The organism is Larkinella harenae, from assembly GCF_054780515.1.
Window position 1 is genome coordinate 476,552 of record NZ_BAAGWE010000001.1, and the last position, 18,160, is coordinate 494,711.

The 18,160-nt window shown below is 52.7% G+C and carries 11 protein-coding genes; 9 read left to right on the top strand and 2 right to left on the bottom strand.

Going from position 1 to position 18,160, the window contains the following annotated elements; all coding sequences use genetic code 11:
* Nucleotides 1-64: 64 nt before the first annotated feature.
* A complete protein-coding gene (locus ACYVH9_RS01955; RefSeq protein WP_460634606.1) occupies nucleotides 65-457 on the bottom strand; it encodes a contact-dependent growth inhibition system immunity protein in 393 nt (130 codons plus the stop codon).
* A gap of 156 nt (nucleotides 458-613) precedes the next feature.
* Here ACYVH9_RS01955 and ACYVH9_RS01960 point away from each other — a divergent pair, with 156 nt between their 5' ends.
* The 7 genes from ACYVH9_RS01960 (at nucleotide 614) to ACYVH9_RS01990 (ending at nucleotide 12,307) form a co-directional block, all read left to right on the top strand.
* On the top strand, nucleotides 614-1,024 hold the full coding sequence (locus tag ACYVH9_RS01960) for a sigma factor (RefSeq protein WP_460634607.1): 411 nt from the start codon (nucleotides 614-616) through the stop codon (nucleotides 1,022-1,024).
* A gap of 15 nt (nucleotides 1,025-1,039) precedes the next feature.
* Nucleotides 1,040-1,285, top strand: a complete 246-nt coding sequence (locus tag ACYVH9_RS01965; RefSeq protein ID WP_460636435.1) for a sigma-70 family RNA polymerase sigma factor — start codon at nucleotides 1,040-1,042, stop codon at nucleotides 1,283-1,285.
* A 55-nt stretch (nucleotides 1,286-1,340) separates the two neighbouring features.
* Nucleotides 1,341-2,339, top strand: a complete 999-nt coding sequence (locus tag ACYVH9_RS01970; RefSeq protein WP_460634608.1) for a FecR family protein — start codon at nucleotides 1,341-1,343, stop codon at nucleotides 2,337-2,339.
* Between the two features lie 21 nt (nucleotides 2,340-2,360).
* The gene (locus ACYVH9_RS01975; RefSeq protein ID WP_460634609.1) at nucleotides 2,361-5,900 is read left to right on the top strand and encodes a SusC/RagA family TonB-linked outer membrane protein; all 3,540 of its coding nucleotides are present in this window, start codon (nucleotides 2,361-2,363) and stop codon (nucleotides 5,898-5,900) included.
* A gap of 31 nt (nucleotides 5,901-5,931) precedes the next feature.
* Nucleotides 5,932-7,491: a RagB/SusD family nutrient uptake outer membrane protein gene (locus ACYVH9_RS01980; protein WP_460634610.1), complete on the top strand. Its 1,560-nt coding sequence runs from the start codon at nucleotides 5,932-5,934 to the stop codon at nucleotides 7,489-7,491.
* A 163-nt stretch (nucleotides 7,492-7,654) separates the two neighbouring features.
* A complete protein-coding gene (locus tag ACYVH9_RS01985) occupies nucleotides 7,655-10,840 on the top strand; it encodes a DUF1553 domain-containing protein (protein WP_460634611.1) in 3,186 nt (1,061 codons plus the stop codon).
* Between the two features lie 18 nt (nucleotides 10,841-10,858).
* Nucleotides 10,859-12,307, top strand: coding sequence for a DUF1501 domain-containing protein (locus ACYVH9_RS01990; protein ID WP_460634612.1), 1,449 nt, complete (start codon nucleotides 10,859-10,861; stop codon nucleotides 12,305-12,307).
* Nucleotides 12,308-12,318: 11 nt separating this feature from the next.
* Here ACYVH9_RS01990 and ACYVH9_RS01995 read toward each other — a convergent pair whose 3' ends face one another.
* Nucleotides 12,319-13,905 carry an N-acyl-D-amino-acid deacylase family protein gene (locus ACYVH9_RS01995; RefSeq protein ID WP_460634613.1) on the bottom strand — a complete coding sequence of 529 codons (1,587 nt, stop codon included), beginning with the start codon at nucleotides 13,903-13,905 and terminating at the stop codon, nucleotides 12,319-12,321.
* A gap of 217 nt (nucleotides 13,906-14,122) precedes the next feature.
* Here ACYVH9_RS01995 and ACYVH9_RS02000 point away from each other — a divergent pair, with 217 nt between their 5' ends.
* Both ACYVH9_RS02000 and ACYVH9_RS02005 read left to right on the top strand, forming a co-directional pair.
* Nucleotides 14,123-14,572 (top strand): hypothetical protein, encoded by a 450-nt coding sequence (locus ACYVH9_RS02000; protein WP_460634614.1) that lies wholly within the window; start codon nucleotides 14,123-14,125, stop codon nucleotides 14,570-14,572.
* 584 nt (nucleotides 14,573-15,156) lie between these two features.
* Complete coding sequence (locus ACYVH9_RS02005) at nucleotides 15,157-18,147, top strand: SusC/RagA family TonB-linked outer membrane protein (RefSeq protein ID WP_460634615.1); 2,991 nt, start codon at nucleotides 15,157-15,159, stop codon at nucleotides 18,145-18,147.
* The last annotated feature ends 13 nt before the right edge of the window (nucleotides 18,148-18,160 follow it).

Sequence of the window (18,160 nt, forward strand, 5' to 3'; positions counted from 1 at the left end):
CAAAAGGTTTCAGGAATATTGGGTTTTGCGTTACAGGTACCCATAAACGGTCCGTCTGATGCGGTCAGGATAGCTCCAGGAAGCGTTCTGTGTTGATGCCCCGGTCTTCCAGCTCAAACGAATTGTTTATAATAAGTTGGTGAATATACTGCCAAAGTGAGTGATTTGTCAACCAAAAACTTAGATCAACGTTCAGAACACACTGCAAAAGGTCACCAGGGTAATAATCTCCTTCGGCAAACAGGTTTTTATTTAAGCGTTCGATCGCCAGCGGAATCAGGTAAGAAAGTGAAATACCGTTTCCGATCATCAGCCGAATATCTTCCGTACTGAACAGGTTCAAGGGGGTTTGCCGGAGCGCGTGAATTTTCTGGTGCCGGCTGTCGGCGAGCAGCGGTTCTTCCCAGTATTGATCCTCCAGCATTTCGAGCGTTTGCTCCTGCCAGTTTTTCTCCATGTGTCTTTAGCAGAGACCCTCTTTGATCCATCCAAAAACGAAGATACTAGTCCTTCTGCGGATCTGATGCAGTAAAAAAATATTTTTTTATCAGTGTGGGGTGATAAAGTACAAACTTGTCTATGTTAAATACCACCAGACAGATTGTCGTTTTACATGCAACAGCTACCGTTCAGCGATAACGAAAGTAATGAAGAAAATTTGCCGCGGTTCTCCGTCAATCGGTATACCGCCTACCGGGGCACTGTGACGGATGACGAATTGATATTCCGGGAGCTTTTCGTTCAGGACCCAAAGCGGGGTTGTGAGTTATTGTTCCGGCGGTATTACGCCAATCTGGTTAACCACGCTGTACGGTTTGTCTATTCTAAAGACATTGCCGAAGATTTGGTGGCCGAAGTCTATACGGTTTTTTGGCAGGATCGGATTTTTGAGCGGATAACGACTTCGTACCGCGCTTACCTCTACCAAACGGTTCGGTACCGGGCTTACAACTACCTCCGTTGGGAACTTCACCCCTCAGACCCGCTGGATACGCTCACCACACAGGATGCATCCATTGCCTAGCAACCTGACGAAATTCTGCATTTCAGTGAACTCCATCAGAAAATTGAAGAAGCTATTCAGGGCTTGTCGCCCCAGTGTAAGCGGGCTTTTCTGTTGAGCCGGGTCGATGGTAAAAAGTATCCGGAAATCGCCCAGGAAATGCAGATCAGCGGAAGTGCTGTCGAAAAACTAATGAGCAGAGCACTCAGCCAGTTGCGTCAGGAACTGAAACGACACCGATTGATCAGCCTGCTTGTGGGAATATTGATCTTCCTATTCTGAGGTATTGCATAAACTAGTTCTTCCCGTGATTGATCGGGCGTAATTCGAAGATAGTATGGAACCCGAACAGCTTAAAAAAATAGTGTTCGATTTTTTTGACGGAAAAGCGACGGCTTTTCAGCGGAAACTCCTGGCCGACTGGCTGGCCGATGAAGCCAGTCAGGAGATGTATTACCAGTACCTGGACGAATGGGAAAACCGCCACCGGCAGGTGGCGGTGGATACCGAAACGGCGCTGGATCGTTACCAGCAGATTTTAGCCAATCAAAAACCGTCCGTCGTGCGGGCGAGAATGCTGCCCAATGGATCGACGGGTTTCTGGGCAAATTGGAGAAACTGGGGCATTGCCGCTTCGCTCGTGCTGGTGAGTGTGGCGCTGGCGTATCTTTTCCGGACTCAGCTCCTGTATGAAACGCACCGGACGGCTTTTGGCGAAACCCGTGAGTACCGGCTCGACGATGGTACAGAAGTGACCCTCAATGCCAATTCCGTTTTGCGCGTTCCCCGTTTTGGCTTTGGCCGCGATACCCGGAAGGTTTTTCTGCAAGGCGAAGGGGAATTTAAAGTAACGCATACGGTGACGAATCAACGGTTTGTAGTGCAGACCGCCGACCGGTTTCAGGTCGAAGTACTCGGAACGGAGTTTGTCGTCTACGCGCGGGAAAAGGGAAAGCGGGTATTTCTGAACAAAGGAAAAGTGAAGCTCGATCTGCCCCAGGGCCAGCAGCTTTACATGCGTCCCGGGAATGTGGTGACCATTGCTAATTCGGGGAAATACCGGATGACTCGGACGCCCAGTGCGCGCCCGTACGTCGCCTGGAAAGATCACTGGTTTTACTTTGATAACACCTCAGTGGCCGAAATCGCCGAGCAGATTTACGAACGGTTCGGCGTCAAAGTAACGGTTTCGGATCCCCGCCTGGCAAAACGGCGAATTGCGGGCAACTTCCGGGCAAAACGCGCCGACGACCTGTTCATGATCCTATCCGGATTACTCAACCTAAGCGTGGTTAAAAAAGATCAGTACATTGAATTTCAGCCTTCTAATACCTAAACCCTTAATAGTTTACAAAAAATGTTTACTTCATGTCTACAGAAAACGGCCCTGATCACGCTGGTTATGCTGAGTTATCAGTTGACCCGGGCGCAATCCATCGCGCTGGCCCGGCAGCATGATCGTGCGCTGGAGCGGCCACAGTCTGCTCCGACGGCGGGGCAAAAAATGAAAGAAGTATTGACGGAGTTAAGCCGTCAGCATCAGGTCAGCATTCTGTTCGAAGAGACAACCGTAAGTGGGATGTTGGTTCCGGAAAACAGAACGTTGCATTCCGGAAAACTGGAAAAACAGCTGGAGCGACTGTTAAAACCGTATGGCCTGATGTTTCGGAAAATTGGGGGGCAGGCTTATTATATTATCAAAACGCCGGCGAAGAGCACGGAACCCCTGAAAACGGAGCGGGAAGACTCTAACGCATTAATTCCGCCGAAAGAGTCGACATCTGCCCACGGGCTGGGAAGCGCACCGAGCGTTCGGGCTGTAACCCTTGCCGATTTTACAATAACCGGAAACGTAGCCGGGGAAAACGGCGAAGGACTTCCGGGCGTGAGTGTGGTAATCAAAGGAACGCAGCGGGGAACGGTGACCAACGCGGAAGGGAACTACACGCTTTCGGTGCCGGAAAATGCGGCTGGGGCGGTGCTGGTCTTTAGCTTTGTCGGTTATCTGTCGCAGGAAAAAACCGTCAGCGCATCCACAACGGTCAATGTTACCCTGCAGCCAGACGATAAAGTGCTGGAAGAGATTGTGGTGATTGGGTACGGAACGGCGAAGAAAAGTGACTTGACCGGCGCGGTGGGTACTGTACGGGAAGCGGAACTGAAGGAACGGCCAACGGCTTCCCTGCAACAGGCATTGTCGGGACGGATGCCCGGCGTTCAGGTCAACACCAACTCTGGCCGGCCCGGTGGCCGGAGTACAATCCGGGTGCGGGGGTTCAGCTCCATCAACTCCTCGAATAACCCGCTCTACGTGGTTGATGGGGTGATGATGCCCCAGGGCACCCAGAATCAGTTTAGCTCGGCCATCGATTACATCAACCCCAACGATATTGTTTCCGTAGAGGTCCTGAAAGATGCTTCTTCAACGGCTATTTACGGAGCGCGTGGCGCCAACGGGGTCATCCTGGTGACCACCCGGAAAGGCCGGTCCGGCGAAGGCCAGGTCACCTACAATGTAGACTTCAGTGTGAATACCATTGGACCCAATCCTCCGAAAGTGTTGAACGCCCGGGAATATATGGCGGTTGAGGATCTTGCCTTTGCGAACATGGCGAAATATGATCCGGACGGCTGGGCTGCGGGCAAATGGGCGTACCTGAACCCCAAGCTGCGCCGAACGGACCCCCGCGTCTGGAACCCGGACGGTAGCCCCAAATACGATACAAACTGGTTGAAAGAAACGACCCAGAACAAGCTCTCCCAAAATCATCAACTGGGTTTCAGCGGGGGCAACGACCGCACCCAGTACTCTATTTCGCTCGGTTACCGCGACGATCAGGGACTGATTAAAACCTCCTACATGAAACGGTATTCGGGACGGTTTACCATCGACGATCAGGTAAAATCTTGGCTGAAGGTAGGTGGAACGCTCAGCTACAACAATCAGTCGGAGAACCTGGTGGATATCAATGATGCCGTGGCGCGTCAGATTGTGGAAGATTTTCCGTTTTTGCCGGTGCAGTACGAAGACGGAACCTACGCCAATAACCGTGATTATCCGTATGCGGAAGGGACGATGAGTTCGTACCACCGTCTGATGGGCACCCAATACATCCTGAACACCCAAACTACCCTGGGGAGCTTGTATTCGACCATCACCTTTGCCAAAGGACTTGAAATGCGGACGATTCTGGGAACGAATGTACAGACCCAGGAAAACAACTACTCGGTGACTCGGACGCTGAACATCGGGGGCAACGGAAATGCCTCTTCCAGCAATCGGAAAGAGTCGTTCTGGTCGCTGGAAAATTACCTGACCTACAACAAAACGATCAACGAAAAACACGCCCTCAATGCGCTGTTGGGCATTTCCTGGCAGGAGACTAATATCTTCAACGTCAATGCCAGTGTCAGCAATTTTGCTACCGACTACTTTGGGTTCAACAACTTGGGAGCGGGCGCCACGAATCCGCAGGTGGGGTCCGGCGCGTCTCGTTTCTCGTTCAACTCGTACTTCGGACGGCTTAATTACAACCTGATGGAAAAGTACCTGCTGACGGTGACGGGCCGGGCTGACGGTTCTTCGAAGTTTGGCGAGAACCACAAGTTCGCCTTTTTTCCTTCAGCCGCGCTGGCCTGGCGGGTTTCCGAAGAGGGTTTTCTGAAGAACAATCCGGTGATCTCGAACCTCAAAGTCCGGACCAGTTATGGCTTGACGGGCAATTCGGAGATTCCTCCCTACACCTCGCTGGCCTTGCTGAGCTCAAACTACACCACGATTTTAGGCGAAAGCCGGACCGCCGGTACCGGCATCAGTCGCCTGGCTAATGCCGATTTGCGGTGGGAAAAAACCGCTCAGACGGATGTGGGACTGGAAATTGGATTGCTGAAGGGCCGCATCAACCTGGAAGCGGATTACTACTACCGCAAAACGACGGATATGCTGCTGGATGCGCCCGTAGCGCGCACGAGTGGGTACGCCCTGATCCGGCGGAATGTCGGTTCGATGGAAAATAAAGGGTTTGAATTGGGATTGAATACGGTCAACATCGATGCGGGCGGATTTCAGTGGAACTCAACCTTCAACATCTCGTTCAATCGCAACAAGGTGTTGTCGCTGGCCACACCCTCCGATATTTTCAATGTGGGTGGCCCGAATTTTACCAACCCGACGAACATCATTCGGGTCGGCGAACCCGTGGGCTCTTTCTGGGGGCTAACGCGGCTGGGCGTCTGGAGCGAAGCCGAACGGGAGGAAGCCGCGAAGTTTGTCAGCTACCGGAATGGGCTGACGATGTTGCCGGGTGATATCAAGTACCTGGATGTGAATGGCGACAAGGCCATCACCGACGCCGACCGGAGCATCATTGGCAACGGGAGTCCCAGAGGCTGGGGGGCGTTTACCAATACGTTTCGCTACAAGAGTTTCGACCTGACTTTCGAAATGCAGTTCATGTACGGCAACGATGTCATGGATTTGAATATCTCGACCAGCGAAGATCGTCAGGCGCTGGCCAACAGCTACACCTCGGTGCTGAATGCCTGGACCCCCCAGCATCAGAATTCAAAGATTGCCGAAATCCGGGAAACGCGGGCGGGATATGTCTTGAACGTAGATAGTTACTGGATCAAGGACGGTTCCTTCCTGCGGGGACGTAACCTGCTACTGGGTTATTCGTTTCCCAGTAACCTGACCAGCAAGCTAAAACTCAACCGGCTGCGGGCCTATGCCACCGTGCAAAACTTCTTTCTGCTGGTGAAAGACCCCATCATCGGTGACCCTGAAGTAACGCCCACCAACCAGGGCGATAGCAACAGTGCCTTTTCGCAGGGAATGATCTGGCACAACTACCCCAAACCGACCACCTACATGTTCGGGCTGCAAATCGGTCTGTAAACCGTTCATCACTAACTCAGGATTTGACATCATGAATCATATAGCTCGTAAAATAAGTACGGTGGCCCTGTTGGGAGCCACCCTGCTGGGAACCGTGGGGTGCGAGGATTTCCTCCAGGAGCAGGCGCCGTCCAACCTGACGCCGGATAATTTTTATACCATTCCGGATCATGCCGAAGCGGCCCTGGCTGCCGTTTATGCCGACCTGCGGTTTATTGGCGATGCAGCCGGGATTTTCTCTTCGAACTGGCAATTGCTGGAAGCACTGACGGGAACCTCTACCACCGAAACCGCCCAGAATTCGGACCTGAACAACCTCTACGGTCTGGTACACGATGGCAACACCGCCCATGTAGTTAACTACTGGAACGGGCTTTACAAGGTGATCGCCAACGCGAATCAGGTTCTGGAGAAAGTACCCGGGATTAGTCCCATGCCGGAAGCTCAGAAAACCAGAATCCTGGGCGAGGCTCGGTTTTTGCGGGCTTCGGCCTATTTTACGGCGGTGCGGTTGTGGGGCGATGTTCCGCTGATTACCCAGCCACAAACAACAACGTCGCCGGATTTTCAGCCGTCGCGAACCGCGCAGGAAGAAGTTTACAAACTGATTGTCGACGACCTGCTAGCGGCTGAGAATGCAGGGCTGCCCTGGATGGATGCAAGCGGTCGGGTAAACCGGGCCGCGGTTAAAACCCAATTGGCGAAAGTGTACCTGACAATGGCAGGGTTTCCGTTGAGCAAAGGAGCCTCGCATTACAAACTGGCGGCTGAGAAAGCCCTGGAGATCATCACGTACGCAAACGCCAATCCCACGGAAATTAGCCTGTTTAGGAGCTACGAGGACGTTCATCGGGAGAGTACCAAAAACCGGCTGGAGCACTTGTTTATGTTGCAGTATAATACCCAGGTCGCCGGAAATCCAATGGATAATTTCTATCCGAACTTCAAACCGGTAACTTACAACGGACCTTCCGGAACGGGTAGCTCAGTGCCGACCGCTGCGTTTTATGCTTCCTATGAGAAAGGTGACCTGCGGGCGAAAGATCAGGAAGGGTATTTCTATACAACGTATTTCACCAACGGAAACGGAGCCCGCTTTGAACTGGGAGGAGCGTATGTGTTCAAGCATTTCAACCGGACGGCGAATGGAACGCAGGGCGTTGCCGGAACCCGGCAGAACAATCTGAATGTTCCGCAGATCCGGTATGCTGAAACGCTGTTGATTTACGCCGAAGCGCAAAATGAGGCCGGAGGACCAACGCAGGCTCCTTACGACGCGTTGAAAAGGATTCGCGACCGGGCGCAGCTGGCAACACCAGCGCTAGGAACCTACACCCAGGCGACGTTCCGGGAAGCCGTCTGGCGAGAGCGGTGGCATGAGCTGTGTTACGAGCAGATTACCTGGTTTGATATGGTTCGGTTGCGGAAAGTCTACAACGAGCGCACCAACGGTTTTGACAATTTTGTGGGGCACATCAACCTGAGCTCAAACCAGCTTTTGCAGGAAAAACACCTCTTGCTACCGCTGGGAAGGCAGGAGATGCTGAACAATCCCAATCTGAAACCCCAAAATCCGGGATATCCCAATTAATTCAATAAATAATCGTAATTTAGATGTTTGCAAGCGGTTTTTGTTATCGCGTAAGCTGCTGTTTATGAGATTTTTGAAGTTCGTGATGCAGTAGGAATAGTCGGGCTGACTGTTTATAATGAGTGTTTTTTTGTGAAAATTGGATTCAGGAATATTGGTGATAATGAAGCGCAACAAGATAAGTCGATTGGGCGGACTGCTATTGGGATTGTTCTGGATCGGTACGGTTTGGCTGGTGCAGGGCTGCGGAGGAGTGGAAAAACCCGCCGAAATCAAGCAACTGGCGGATCAGCTTCCCGACCAGATCGATTATAACCTGCACGTCAAGCCGATCCTGTCGGATAAATGCTTTTTTTGTCACGGCCCCGACAAGGCCAGCCAGAAAGGTGGACTGGAACTGGCGACCCGCGAAGGCGCAATGGCGGCTCTGAAAAAGGCGAAAAACAAAAAACACGCTATCGTTCCCGGTGATCTGGCCGAAAGTGAAGTGTATTACCGGTTGGTGACCACGGACGAAGACCAGATGATGCCGCCGAAATCGTCGAATCGGACGCTGTCCAACTACGAAAAAGCCGTATTGCTGAAATGGATTGAGCAGGGCGCGGAGTATAAACCGCACTGGGCGTTGATCAAGCCGGGAAAACCGGCCTTGCCAACCGTGAAAAATACGCGCTGGACCCAAAATCCAATCGACCATTTTGTGCTGAACAAGCTGGAAGCGCAGGGGCTGGCACCCTCGCCCGAAGCTGACCGCGAGAACCTGATCCGCCGGGTGACGCTCGACCTGACGGGGTTGCCGCCAACCGTAGCCGAAGTGGATGCGTTTCTGGCCGACCGCGCTCCCAACGCCTACGAAAAAGTAGTGGACCGGCTGTTGAAATCACCGCATTACGGCGAGAAAATGGCCGTCGATTGGCTGGATGTGGCCCGCTACGCCGACACGCACGGTTATACGGTTGATCGGTACCGCCCGATGTGGCCCTGGCGCGACTGGGTCATTAAGTCGTTCAACCGCAATCAGCCGTTCGATCAGTTCATTACCTGGCAGTTGGCCGGTGATTTATTACCGCATTCAACGCGCGAACAACGGCTGGCGACGGGCTTCAACCGCAACCATTCGCAGAATATGGAGGGCGGTATTATCAACGAGGAATTTCGGGTGGAATATGTGGCCGACCGCGCCAATACCGTCGGGACGGCCCTGATGGGTATGACGGTTGAGTGTGCCCGCTGCCACGACCACAAATACGATCCGATTTCGCAGAAAGATTATTACAGCCTGTTTGCCTTTTTCAACAACGTTGACGAAGCCGGACAGATCTCCTGGGACGACGCGATGCCGGTACCCACGATGCTGCTACCCGAATCGAAGCACGATAGTCTGCTGACGTTTTTGGATGCCAAAATCAAAACCGTGGAGACGGCGCTGAGCCAAACCGTCGGACAGGAAGAGGGGGCCTTTACGCAATGGCAGGCGAAAAGCGGGGCTTCTGTACCATTCGACCTTCGGAAGGGGTTACAGGCGCGGTTTACGTTTGATCAACTGGTCAATGGCAAGTTTCTGAATACCGTCAGCAAGAAAGATACGGGGAAAGTGCTTGATCCGGTGCTGGTGCCGGGGAAATACGGAAAAGCATTTCAATCCAATGGCGACGACATCCTGACGCTGGGCGAGGTCGGGATTTTCAACCGGTCGCAACCGTTTTCCATTGGTGTTTGGGTCAACATTCCGGGTGACGTGAACAAGGCCGCGCTCGTGCACAAAGGGAATGGCGACATTCTGTACAATTTTCGGGGATATTTTCTGAACCTTCGCGACGGCAAGGCGGAATTGCTCATGGCGCATACCTGGCCTTACAATGCGATCATTCGGGTGGGCACGCAGGTGTTGCCAAAAGAAAAATGGATTCACCTGACCATGACCTACGACGGGTCCAGCAAAGCCAACGGATTGCGGTTGTATGTTGATGGACAGGAAGCCGCTCTGGTGACGGAAAAAGATAATCTCTACAAAGACATTCTGTTCCGGGGCAAGCAAACCGGTTTGATGGTGGGTGCCGATATGCGCGGTCCGGGCTTCAAAAAAGGTTCGTTTGATGATCTGGTTGTGTACGATCGTACGTTGACCGCGCCGGAAGCACGGGCGCTGGCTAAAGCTGATCCGAACCTGAAAGCTGATAAAAATTACTACCTCAATACGGTTTCGGCCACGTATCAGCAGCAGCGCGCGGAATTGCAGAAACTCCGGGCGGAACGCAACCGGATCGTGGAGGAAGTGCCGGAAATCATGGTCATGGAGGAAATGAAAACACCCCGCCCGACCTACCTGCTCAAGCGTGGCGTCTACGATGCCCCCGGCGAACGGGTGCAGCCCGATGTCCCGGCCAGCATTCTGCCATTTCCGAAAGAGTATCCCAAAAACCGCCTGGGGCTGTCCAAATGGCTGCTGCATCCCGATAATCCGCTGACGGCCCGGGTTGTTGTAAACCGGTATTGGCAAGCCTATTTCGGAACCGGGTTAGTCAAGTCAGCTAATAATTTCGGAAATCAGGGCAATTTGCCCACACACCCGGAATTGCTCGATTGGCTGGCGGTTCAATTTCAAACGTCTGGCTGGAACGTGAAAGCCATGCAGAAGCTCATTGTGATGTCGGCCACCTACCGGCAGTCGTCGCGCGGTACACCGGAACTGCTCCGGAAAGATCCGGAGAACACTTGGCTGGCCCGCGGTCCATTGTTCCGCTTAACGGCCGAGATGATCCGCGATAATGCCTTGTCATCCAGCGGTTTGATGTCGGTACGTTTGGGGGGTGAAAGTGTGAAACCGTATCAGCCAGAAGGATTGTGGGCCGTCAACAACACCACGTATGAACAGGACAAAGGCGAAAAACTATACCGTCGGAGTCTGTACACTTTCTGGCGCCGGACTAATCCGCCCCCGTCGATGAATACGTTCGATGCGCCGTCGCGGAGTTATTGCGTGGTTCAACGGCAGAAAACCAGCACCCCGTTGCAGGCACTGGTGTTGCTCAATGATCCGCAGTTTGTGGAAGCGGCCAAACTGGTAGCAGCCCGGTCGTTTGAGCAATACAAGGCAGTGCCGGATCGATTGACGCAGGTGTTCCGGCTGCTAACCAGCCGGAAACCAGTGGAGAAAGAACTGGCCATTCTGACGAAACTGTACGAGCAGGAATACCGGAAATTCAAGCAAAGTCCGGCCAAAATGCAGGGTTGGATTCAGGCGGGGGAATACCCACTGCCCAAGGTTGACGAGTTGCCGGCTCTGGCGGCTGGTGCGGTTGTTGCCAGCACGGTGATGAACTCCGAAGCCTTTATGACCAAACATTAAACTGTAAACCGTAAAGCAATGAAAGACAAACTGGCGCAAAGTCTGGCTGATACGTTCAACCGGCGGTCTTTTCTGAACAAAGCATCGTGGGGACTGGGTACGCTGGCGCTGGGTTCGTTATTGCCTTCTTCCGGGCTTTTCTCGAATCCGGCGGAGCGAATCGAAACCGTGCCCCACCGCGCACCGAAAGCCAAGCGGGTGGTGTATCTGTTTCAGAGCGGAGGACCGTCACAGCTGGAAATGTTTGATTACAAACCCCATCTGGCAAAAATGCACGGTCAGGATTTGCCCGAGTCGGTTCGGAAAGGCCAGCGGTTGACCAGCATGAGTGCCCAGCAGTCGGCTCTGCCCCTGGTAAGCTCGCCGTATCACTTTGCCCAGCACGGCAAAAGTGGCGCGTGGGTGAGCGAATTGATGCCGTATACGGCCAAAGTGGCCGACGATCTGTGTTTTATCAAATCCATGTATACGGAGCAGATCAACCACGATCCGGCGCTGACGTTTTTTCAAACCGGAAACCAGTTGGCCGGTCGGCCCAGCATTGGTTCGTGGGTCAGCTACGGGCTGGGTACAGCCAACGAAAATTTGCCCGCTTTCATCGTGATGGTGTCGAAAGATGCCCCGCAGGATCAGCCCCTGTACGCTCGTTTGTGGGGCAACGGTTTTTTGCCTTCCAAACACCAAGGCGTGCAGTTTCGCTCCGGCAGCGATCCCGTGCTCTACCTGAGTAATCCTAATGGCTACAGTTCGGCGGATCGGCGGTTGATGCTCGACGCGCTGAAAGATTTGAATCAGGTGCAGGAGGAACTGTACGGCGATCCGGAAGTGTCGAATCACATTGCGCAGTACGAGATGGCGTTTCGGATGCAGACCTCCGTGCCGGACGTAAACGATCTGTCCGACGAGCCTGCCTGGGTGTTCGATCTATACGGGGAAGAAGCGCGCAATCCGGGTACGTACGCAGCCAATTGTTTGATGGCCAGGCGGCTGTTGGAGCGGGATGTGAAGTTTGTGCAGTTGTATCACCAGGGCTGGGATCAGCACGGCAATTTGCCTAAAGCGCTTTCTAAACAATGTAAAGCCACCGATCAGGCGTCGGCGGCTCTGGTGCAGGACCTCAAACAACGCGGTTTGCTGGACGACACGCTGGTAGTTTGGGGCGGTGAATTTGGCCGGACGAATTACTCGCAGGGCAAGCTGACCAAAGACAATTATGGCCGCGACCACCATCCGCGCTGTTTTACGATGTGGATGACGGGCGGGGGCATCAAGCCCGGAATCACGTACGGCGAAACCGATGAGTTTGGTTATAATATTGCCAAAAATCCGGTGCACGTCCACGATTTTCAGGCCACGCTACTCCACTTACTGGGCATCGATCACGAAAAACTGACCTACGAATTTCAGGGCCGGCGGTTTCGCTTGACGGATGTAGAAGGGAAGCTGGTGAAAGGGATTCTGGCGTAAACTAAACCGGATTACTCCCCCTTTCCCGCATAGCCTTTCCCCATCAGCACCTGCCCTGGTCGTTTGCCGTTGTGCTTGCCGTTCTCGATCACTGGCACACCGTTGACCAGCACGTACGAAAAACCGCTCGAATACGCGTGCGGCAGGTCATACGTGGCTTTGTCGCTGACGGTTTTTTCATCGAACACCACAAGGTCAGCGGCATAACCGGGCCGAAGCAGGCCCCGATCTTCGAGCTTAAACCGTTGGGCGGGCAGTGACGACATCCGTCGAATGGCCTCTTCTACCGGAATTACGTTCTGCTCCCGAACGTACCGACCCAACACCCGGGCGTTGGTGCCGTAACCCCGTGGATGTGGCATGCCCGACTGAAATCGCGCCACGCCCGCATCCGAAGCTATCATGGTATTGGGGTAGCGCATGATGGTGGCAATGTCTTCTTCCGACATGGTGTGGTAAACCATTTGAGTGTGTTTCATACGGGCTTTTTCCATCAGTTCCAGCACCAGCTCCGCTTCCGTTTCGGCGTTGTTTTTGCGGTTTAACTTCTGATTGATTTTGCTAATACTCAGTCCGTTGAAAGTAGTGTCGGTGGGGTAATAAGCTACAACGGCATATTCATAATTCTTGCGGTCGTTTTTCTTTAAACCGTCGAGCATTTCCTTCTTGATTTTGGTACGGGTAGCCGGATCGCGGAAACGGGCCAGTGTGGCCGAATCTCCGTCGGCCAGCGCCCAGGAGGGAACAATACTCGACAACGAGGTACTTGAAGCGGTATACGGATATTGGTCAACGGTTACGTCCAGCCCTTCGCGCCGAGCGGCTTCTACCATCCCGATGGTTTCGGTACTGGAACCCCAGATCGGCTTGCTGGCAACCTTGAAGTGCGAAATCTCGACCGGAATCCGGGCTTCGCGTCCAATCTGAATCGCTTCTTCAATCGCTTTTTTAACGGCCTGACCCTCATTACGCATGTGCGACGCATAAATGCCCCCGTAGCGCGAGGCCATTTTGGCCAGGCTAACAATTTCCGGTGTGCGGGCGTAGGTGCCGGGCGTGTAAATCAAGCCCGTGGAAATACCAACGGCCCCGTCTTTCATGGCCTGTTCTACCAAGGCCTCCATCTCGGTTTGTTCCTTAGCGGTCGGTTCGCGGAAGGCCATTTTCATTACTTTCAGCCGTACGGTATTATGCCCGATCATCGACGCCAGGTTGGGTGAAAAACCGTTGGTTCGAAGCGAATCGTAGAAGAGCCGCAGGTTGGTTGCCGAGCTGCCACAGTTGCCGGTAATGAGAGTTGTGACGCCATCATAGAGGAAATTCTCGGCTTCGGGGCGGTTCTGTAAACTACCTTCTACGTGCGTGTGAACGTCGATGAAACCCGGTGCAATCAGCTGATTCTTCGCGTCGATAACGGTTTTGGCGCTGGCGGCCGGGATCGTGCCAATCCGGGCAATTTTCCCGTTTCGAATGGCTACGTCGGCATAATACCACGGGTTGCCGGTACCGTCGACAACCCGGCCGTTTTTGATGACCACATCGTACGATTGGCCGGATGCGAGGGTGCTGATGAAGAGAAGGTAGACTATGTATTTCATGGGTTCACAGAGGGTAATAAACAGGCGGGTGAATTCTCATCTGAAACCACTAACTTACCGAACAAATACGGTATTTACCAGAGCTTCGGATGGGTAAAAAATGGGAACTGATGGTGTAGGCCAAATTTTGTCCTTATCAGTCTAGTCTTGGGAATAACCGCTAAGTACTGCTGAACCAAGCAGTTAAAAACGATACTCTTATACCTTGGTAACCTGTATGAAACGTAAATTTCTACTGTCTTTGGCCCTTGTTTCTGCCTTCTGCAGTTGCGAACCCAAACCGTCTGCTCCATCCATCGTCGGGACCTGGGAGTTGATTTCGGCTACATCCACCGAGAAGGATACGACTTTTTCAACGTTCAATCCGAACCGGAAAATGATCAAAATTATCAATGATACGCATTTTGCATTCCTGAACCACGATCGGCGCACGGGGCAGGATTCGCTCACGGAGCCTTTTTCAGGTGGTGGTGGTGCCTATACGTTAAAAGACAGCGTGTACACGGAGCATCTGGAATACTTTGTCGATAAAGCCTGGGAGAATCATGACTTTGTGTTTGTGGTCAAAATCGTCGGCGATACGCTGATTCAGAAAGGCGTTGAAAAATTGGAGAAACTGGGGATCGACCGGGTGATAATTGAAAAATACAAGCGCACGAAAGACTAAGTTTCCGCCTGTTTTCGTCGGGTAAAGTCACCTGAAAACCCATTCATCCTCTTCATCGTGCTTACCTGCCAACTGGCGCGAACTGGCAGTTACGGGACTCATTTGTGCCAAGAAATAGCATTTTGAGCGCTCATTGCCCGGCCCTTCTACAGTAAAACAGTTCTTACAAACAATAGTATTGGTTCTCTTTTTTTACATAAAAACAAAAAATATTACCAGTTCTTTTTTGTTTAAAGGATTAAGCATAGTTTTGAGAGGATTATTCAACAAACAGATACTAAAAAAACATCCTTAATTACTATGATACCGATGACAGGCTTGTTCCTGGTAACAGCGTCCTTCTACGAATCCCGGCCGAGGTCAGCAATGCGTTCGGGATGAAGCTTCACTTGGTCAGTGTACTCAAAAGCCCATTTGGAAAAAACCTGGGGCAATACCGTGTTTAGTCCAGGTTTTCAATACTGATTATTCCTATCCCTCCTTATTTTGCCTGTAAGCTTAATCGTTTAAGCTGATGAATAGCTTGCACGGAAAATTTTTGAATTCTGCATCCATCTTTCATTTTTCTAACCATTTCTACACGTATGAGAAAATTTGTAAAACTATGTTCGTTTCTGTTGCTGCTGGCACAGGGCTATGCCTTTGCGCAGACAGCCAGAATAACCGGCCAGGTGCTTGGTCCCGATAATCAGGGATTACCCGGCGTAAACGTTCAGGTGAGCGGTACCACGACGGGTACTTCCACGGACGCGTCTGGTAATTTCTCCGTGAATGCCGCCAGCAATGCGTCACTGGTGTTTTCGAACATCGGTTACGTGAGCCAAACGATTCCGGTCAATGGCCGAAGCGTGATCAATATCCAGCTGGCGGAAGATCAGAAAACGCTGAATGAGGTGGTAGTGGTGGGGTATGGTACGCAGCGAAAAGCCGATGTTACCGGGGCTTTGACGGCTATATCGACCAAAGAATTTGCGCAGCAGCCGGTCAACCGGCTGGATCAGGTTTTGCAGGGCCGGGCCGCCGGGGTGCAGGTCATGCAAACCAACGGCGCACCCGGGGGCGACGCCCGGATCCGGATTCGGGGGGCTAATTCGGTTCTCGGTAACAACAACCCGCTATACATCGTCGATGGCTATGTAGGGGCTGATTTTAACTTTGTTAACCCGAGCGATATTGAAACGATTCAAGTGCTGAAGGATGCTGCTTCGACATCGATTTACGGAAGTCGTGGGGCCAATGGCGTGGTAATTATAACGACTAAAAAAGGGGCTCGTGGGTTGAAATTAAATTACGAGGGGCAGTACAGCATTTCGGAGAACATCAAACGGTATGATGTTTTACCGGCGGGCGAATTCGCCGAAATCGTTAATGCCCGGGCCACGGCAACGGGTTCTAACCTGCCTTTTACGGCGGATCAGATCGCGCAGTTCAAGCAAAACGGCGGAACGGATTGGCAAAGTCTGGTTTTTCGGACCGGCACGGGACAACAGCACCAAGTGACGCTTTCGGGCGGTGGTGAAAAAACGACCTTTTTGATTTCGGGCAATTACCTGGACCAGAATGGTATTGTCAACAACAGCGGTTTTAAACGGTATATTTTGCGGACCAACCTGAATACGCAGGTCAATGACAAGCTTTCGTTTCGGGTAAATCTGTGGGGCACGCATTCCAAAAATCATAATACGCTCGATGGTGGAGCTATTGTACAGGCACTGGCCTGGGCACCCACAACGCCTGCTTACGGGGCCGATGGGCAACCAACGTTCAACGACCCGATTGGGTCAGTTTATCGCAACCCGCTGGATTACATGTATGATCAGTCCATTGATGCTAAGCGGGCCAGCCTGAACATCAACGGGGGCTTGAACTACAAATTGCCGATCAAAGGGTTGTCAGTAGACTTGCAATATGCCGTCAACTACCTGAATGCGCAGAACATGAACTTTACGGGCAAACGTTTGTCGAACAACGTTCCGAACGCCAGCCGCTATTCGGCGCAACAGGTAACCCTGCAAAACACCAACACGCTGAACTATGACCTCAAAGCAGGCGATCACTCGATCAATGCTGTTGCGGTTCTGGAAACCCAGCAGTTCACGGATCGTAACTTTACAGCAACGGCTTCCGGGCTGCGGTTTCCGCAGTTAGGCTACGACAACATTGGTGGCAATGCTGCGGCTTCGGTTGCATCGGGGTATCAGAAGTGGACGTTGCTTTCGCTGCTGGGCCGGGTCAATTACAGCTACAAAGACAAATACCTGGTGACGGCTGCGGTTCGGCGCGACGGTTCGTCGAAGTTCAGCGCGGACAATCGGTACAGCGTGTTTCCGTCGGTGGCGCTGGGCTGGCGGTTGTCGGAAGAAGAGTTCATCAAAAATCTCAACGTATTCAGCAACCTGAAACTACGCGGAAGCTGGGGAATGACGGGGAGCCAGGCCATCAACCCGTACGCAACCCTGTCGACCTACGGAACCACCTTCGTGGGCTTTAACAACACGGCAGCCACGGCGGGCGTTATTCTGGGCAATCCCGGGAACCGCGACCTGAAATGGGAAACCACCCGGCAGGTGGACGTGGGGCTGGAAATGGAGTTCTGGAACGGACGACTGCGGATTGAAGCGGATTACTTCAAGAAAAATACGACCGATCTGCTCCTGAACGTGGCGATTCCGAGTTACGCCGGTGGCGGTACGCAAACCCGAAACGTGGGCGAAATCGAAAACAAAGGGTTTGAATTGTCTGTCGGCGGAACACCCATTGACAAGGGCGGTTTTCGCTGGGAAACGAATCTGAACTTTTCGACGCTGCAAAACCAGGTACTTAGCCTGGGTGGACTGCCCCGCCTGGGACAGGGTACGAATGTTGGGGGAGGCATGTCAACGACCAATGAGTTTATGTTGATACCGGGCGAACCGCTGGGGTCGTACTGGGGGTTGCGGTACCTGGGTACCTTCAAACCGAACGAAGCTGATTTGGCTGCCCGCTATGGTCGGGTACCGGGCGATCCGCGGTACGAAGATTTAAACGGCGACAACACAATCACGACCGACGACTTCCAGATTATTGGTCGGGCGTTTCCGAGAGCAACGGGTGGCTGGAACAACACCGTGACGTACAAAGGGTTGACCTTGAACGTCTTCTTCAACGGCGTTTTTGGGGTTGATAAGCTCAACTACACGCGGGCTGCTGCCTTATCCGGTTCCGGCGATGCGCGGCAGTTCATTCTGTCGGAAATCCGCGACTATTACCGCCCGGGCAATGAGGGGTCCGACATTCCGGCCTTTACGAGAACGTATCAGCCGTTTACCCAATCGAGCCGCTTCCTGGAAGATGGCAGCTTCGTTCGGCTGAAAAACGTGAGCCTTTCGTACAACATTCCGAACGGTTTTATCCGGAACAAAGCTAATATTCGGGTCTTCTTCAGTGCAACTAACCTGCTGACCATCACGAAGTACAAAGGGCCGGATCCGGAATCGGCGCGGGTGGGTTCGGGCACCGACACCGCTATGGGTATTGACTACGGCTCGTACCCCAACTCAAAAACCTATACGTTCGGTTTAAATCTGGGCTTCTAAATTCCTCTGATCA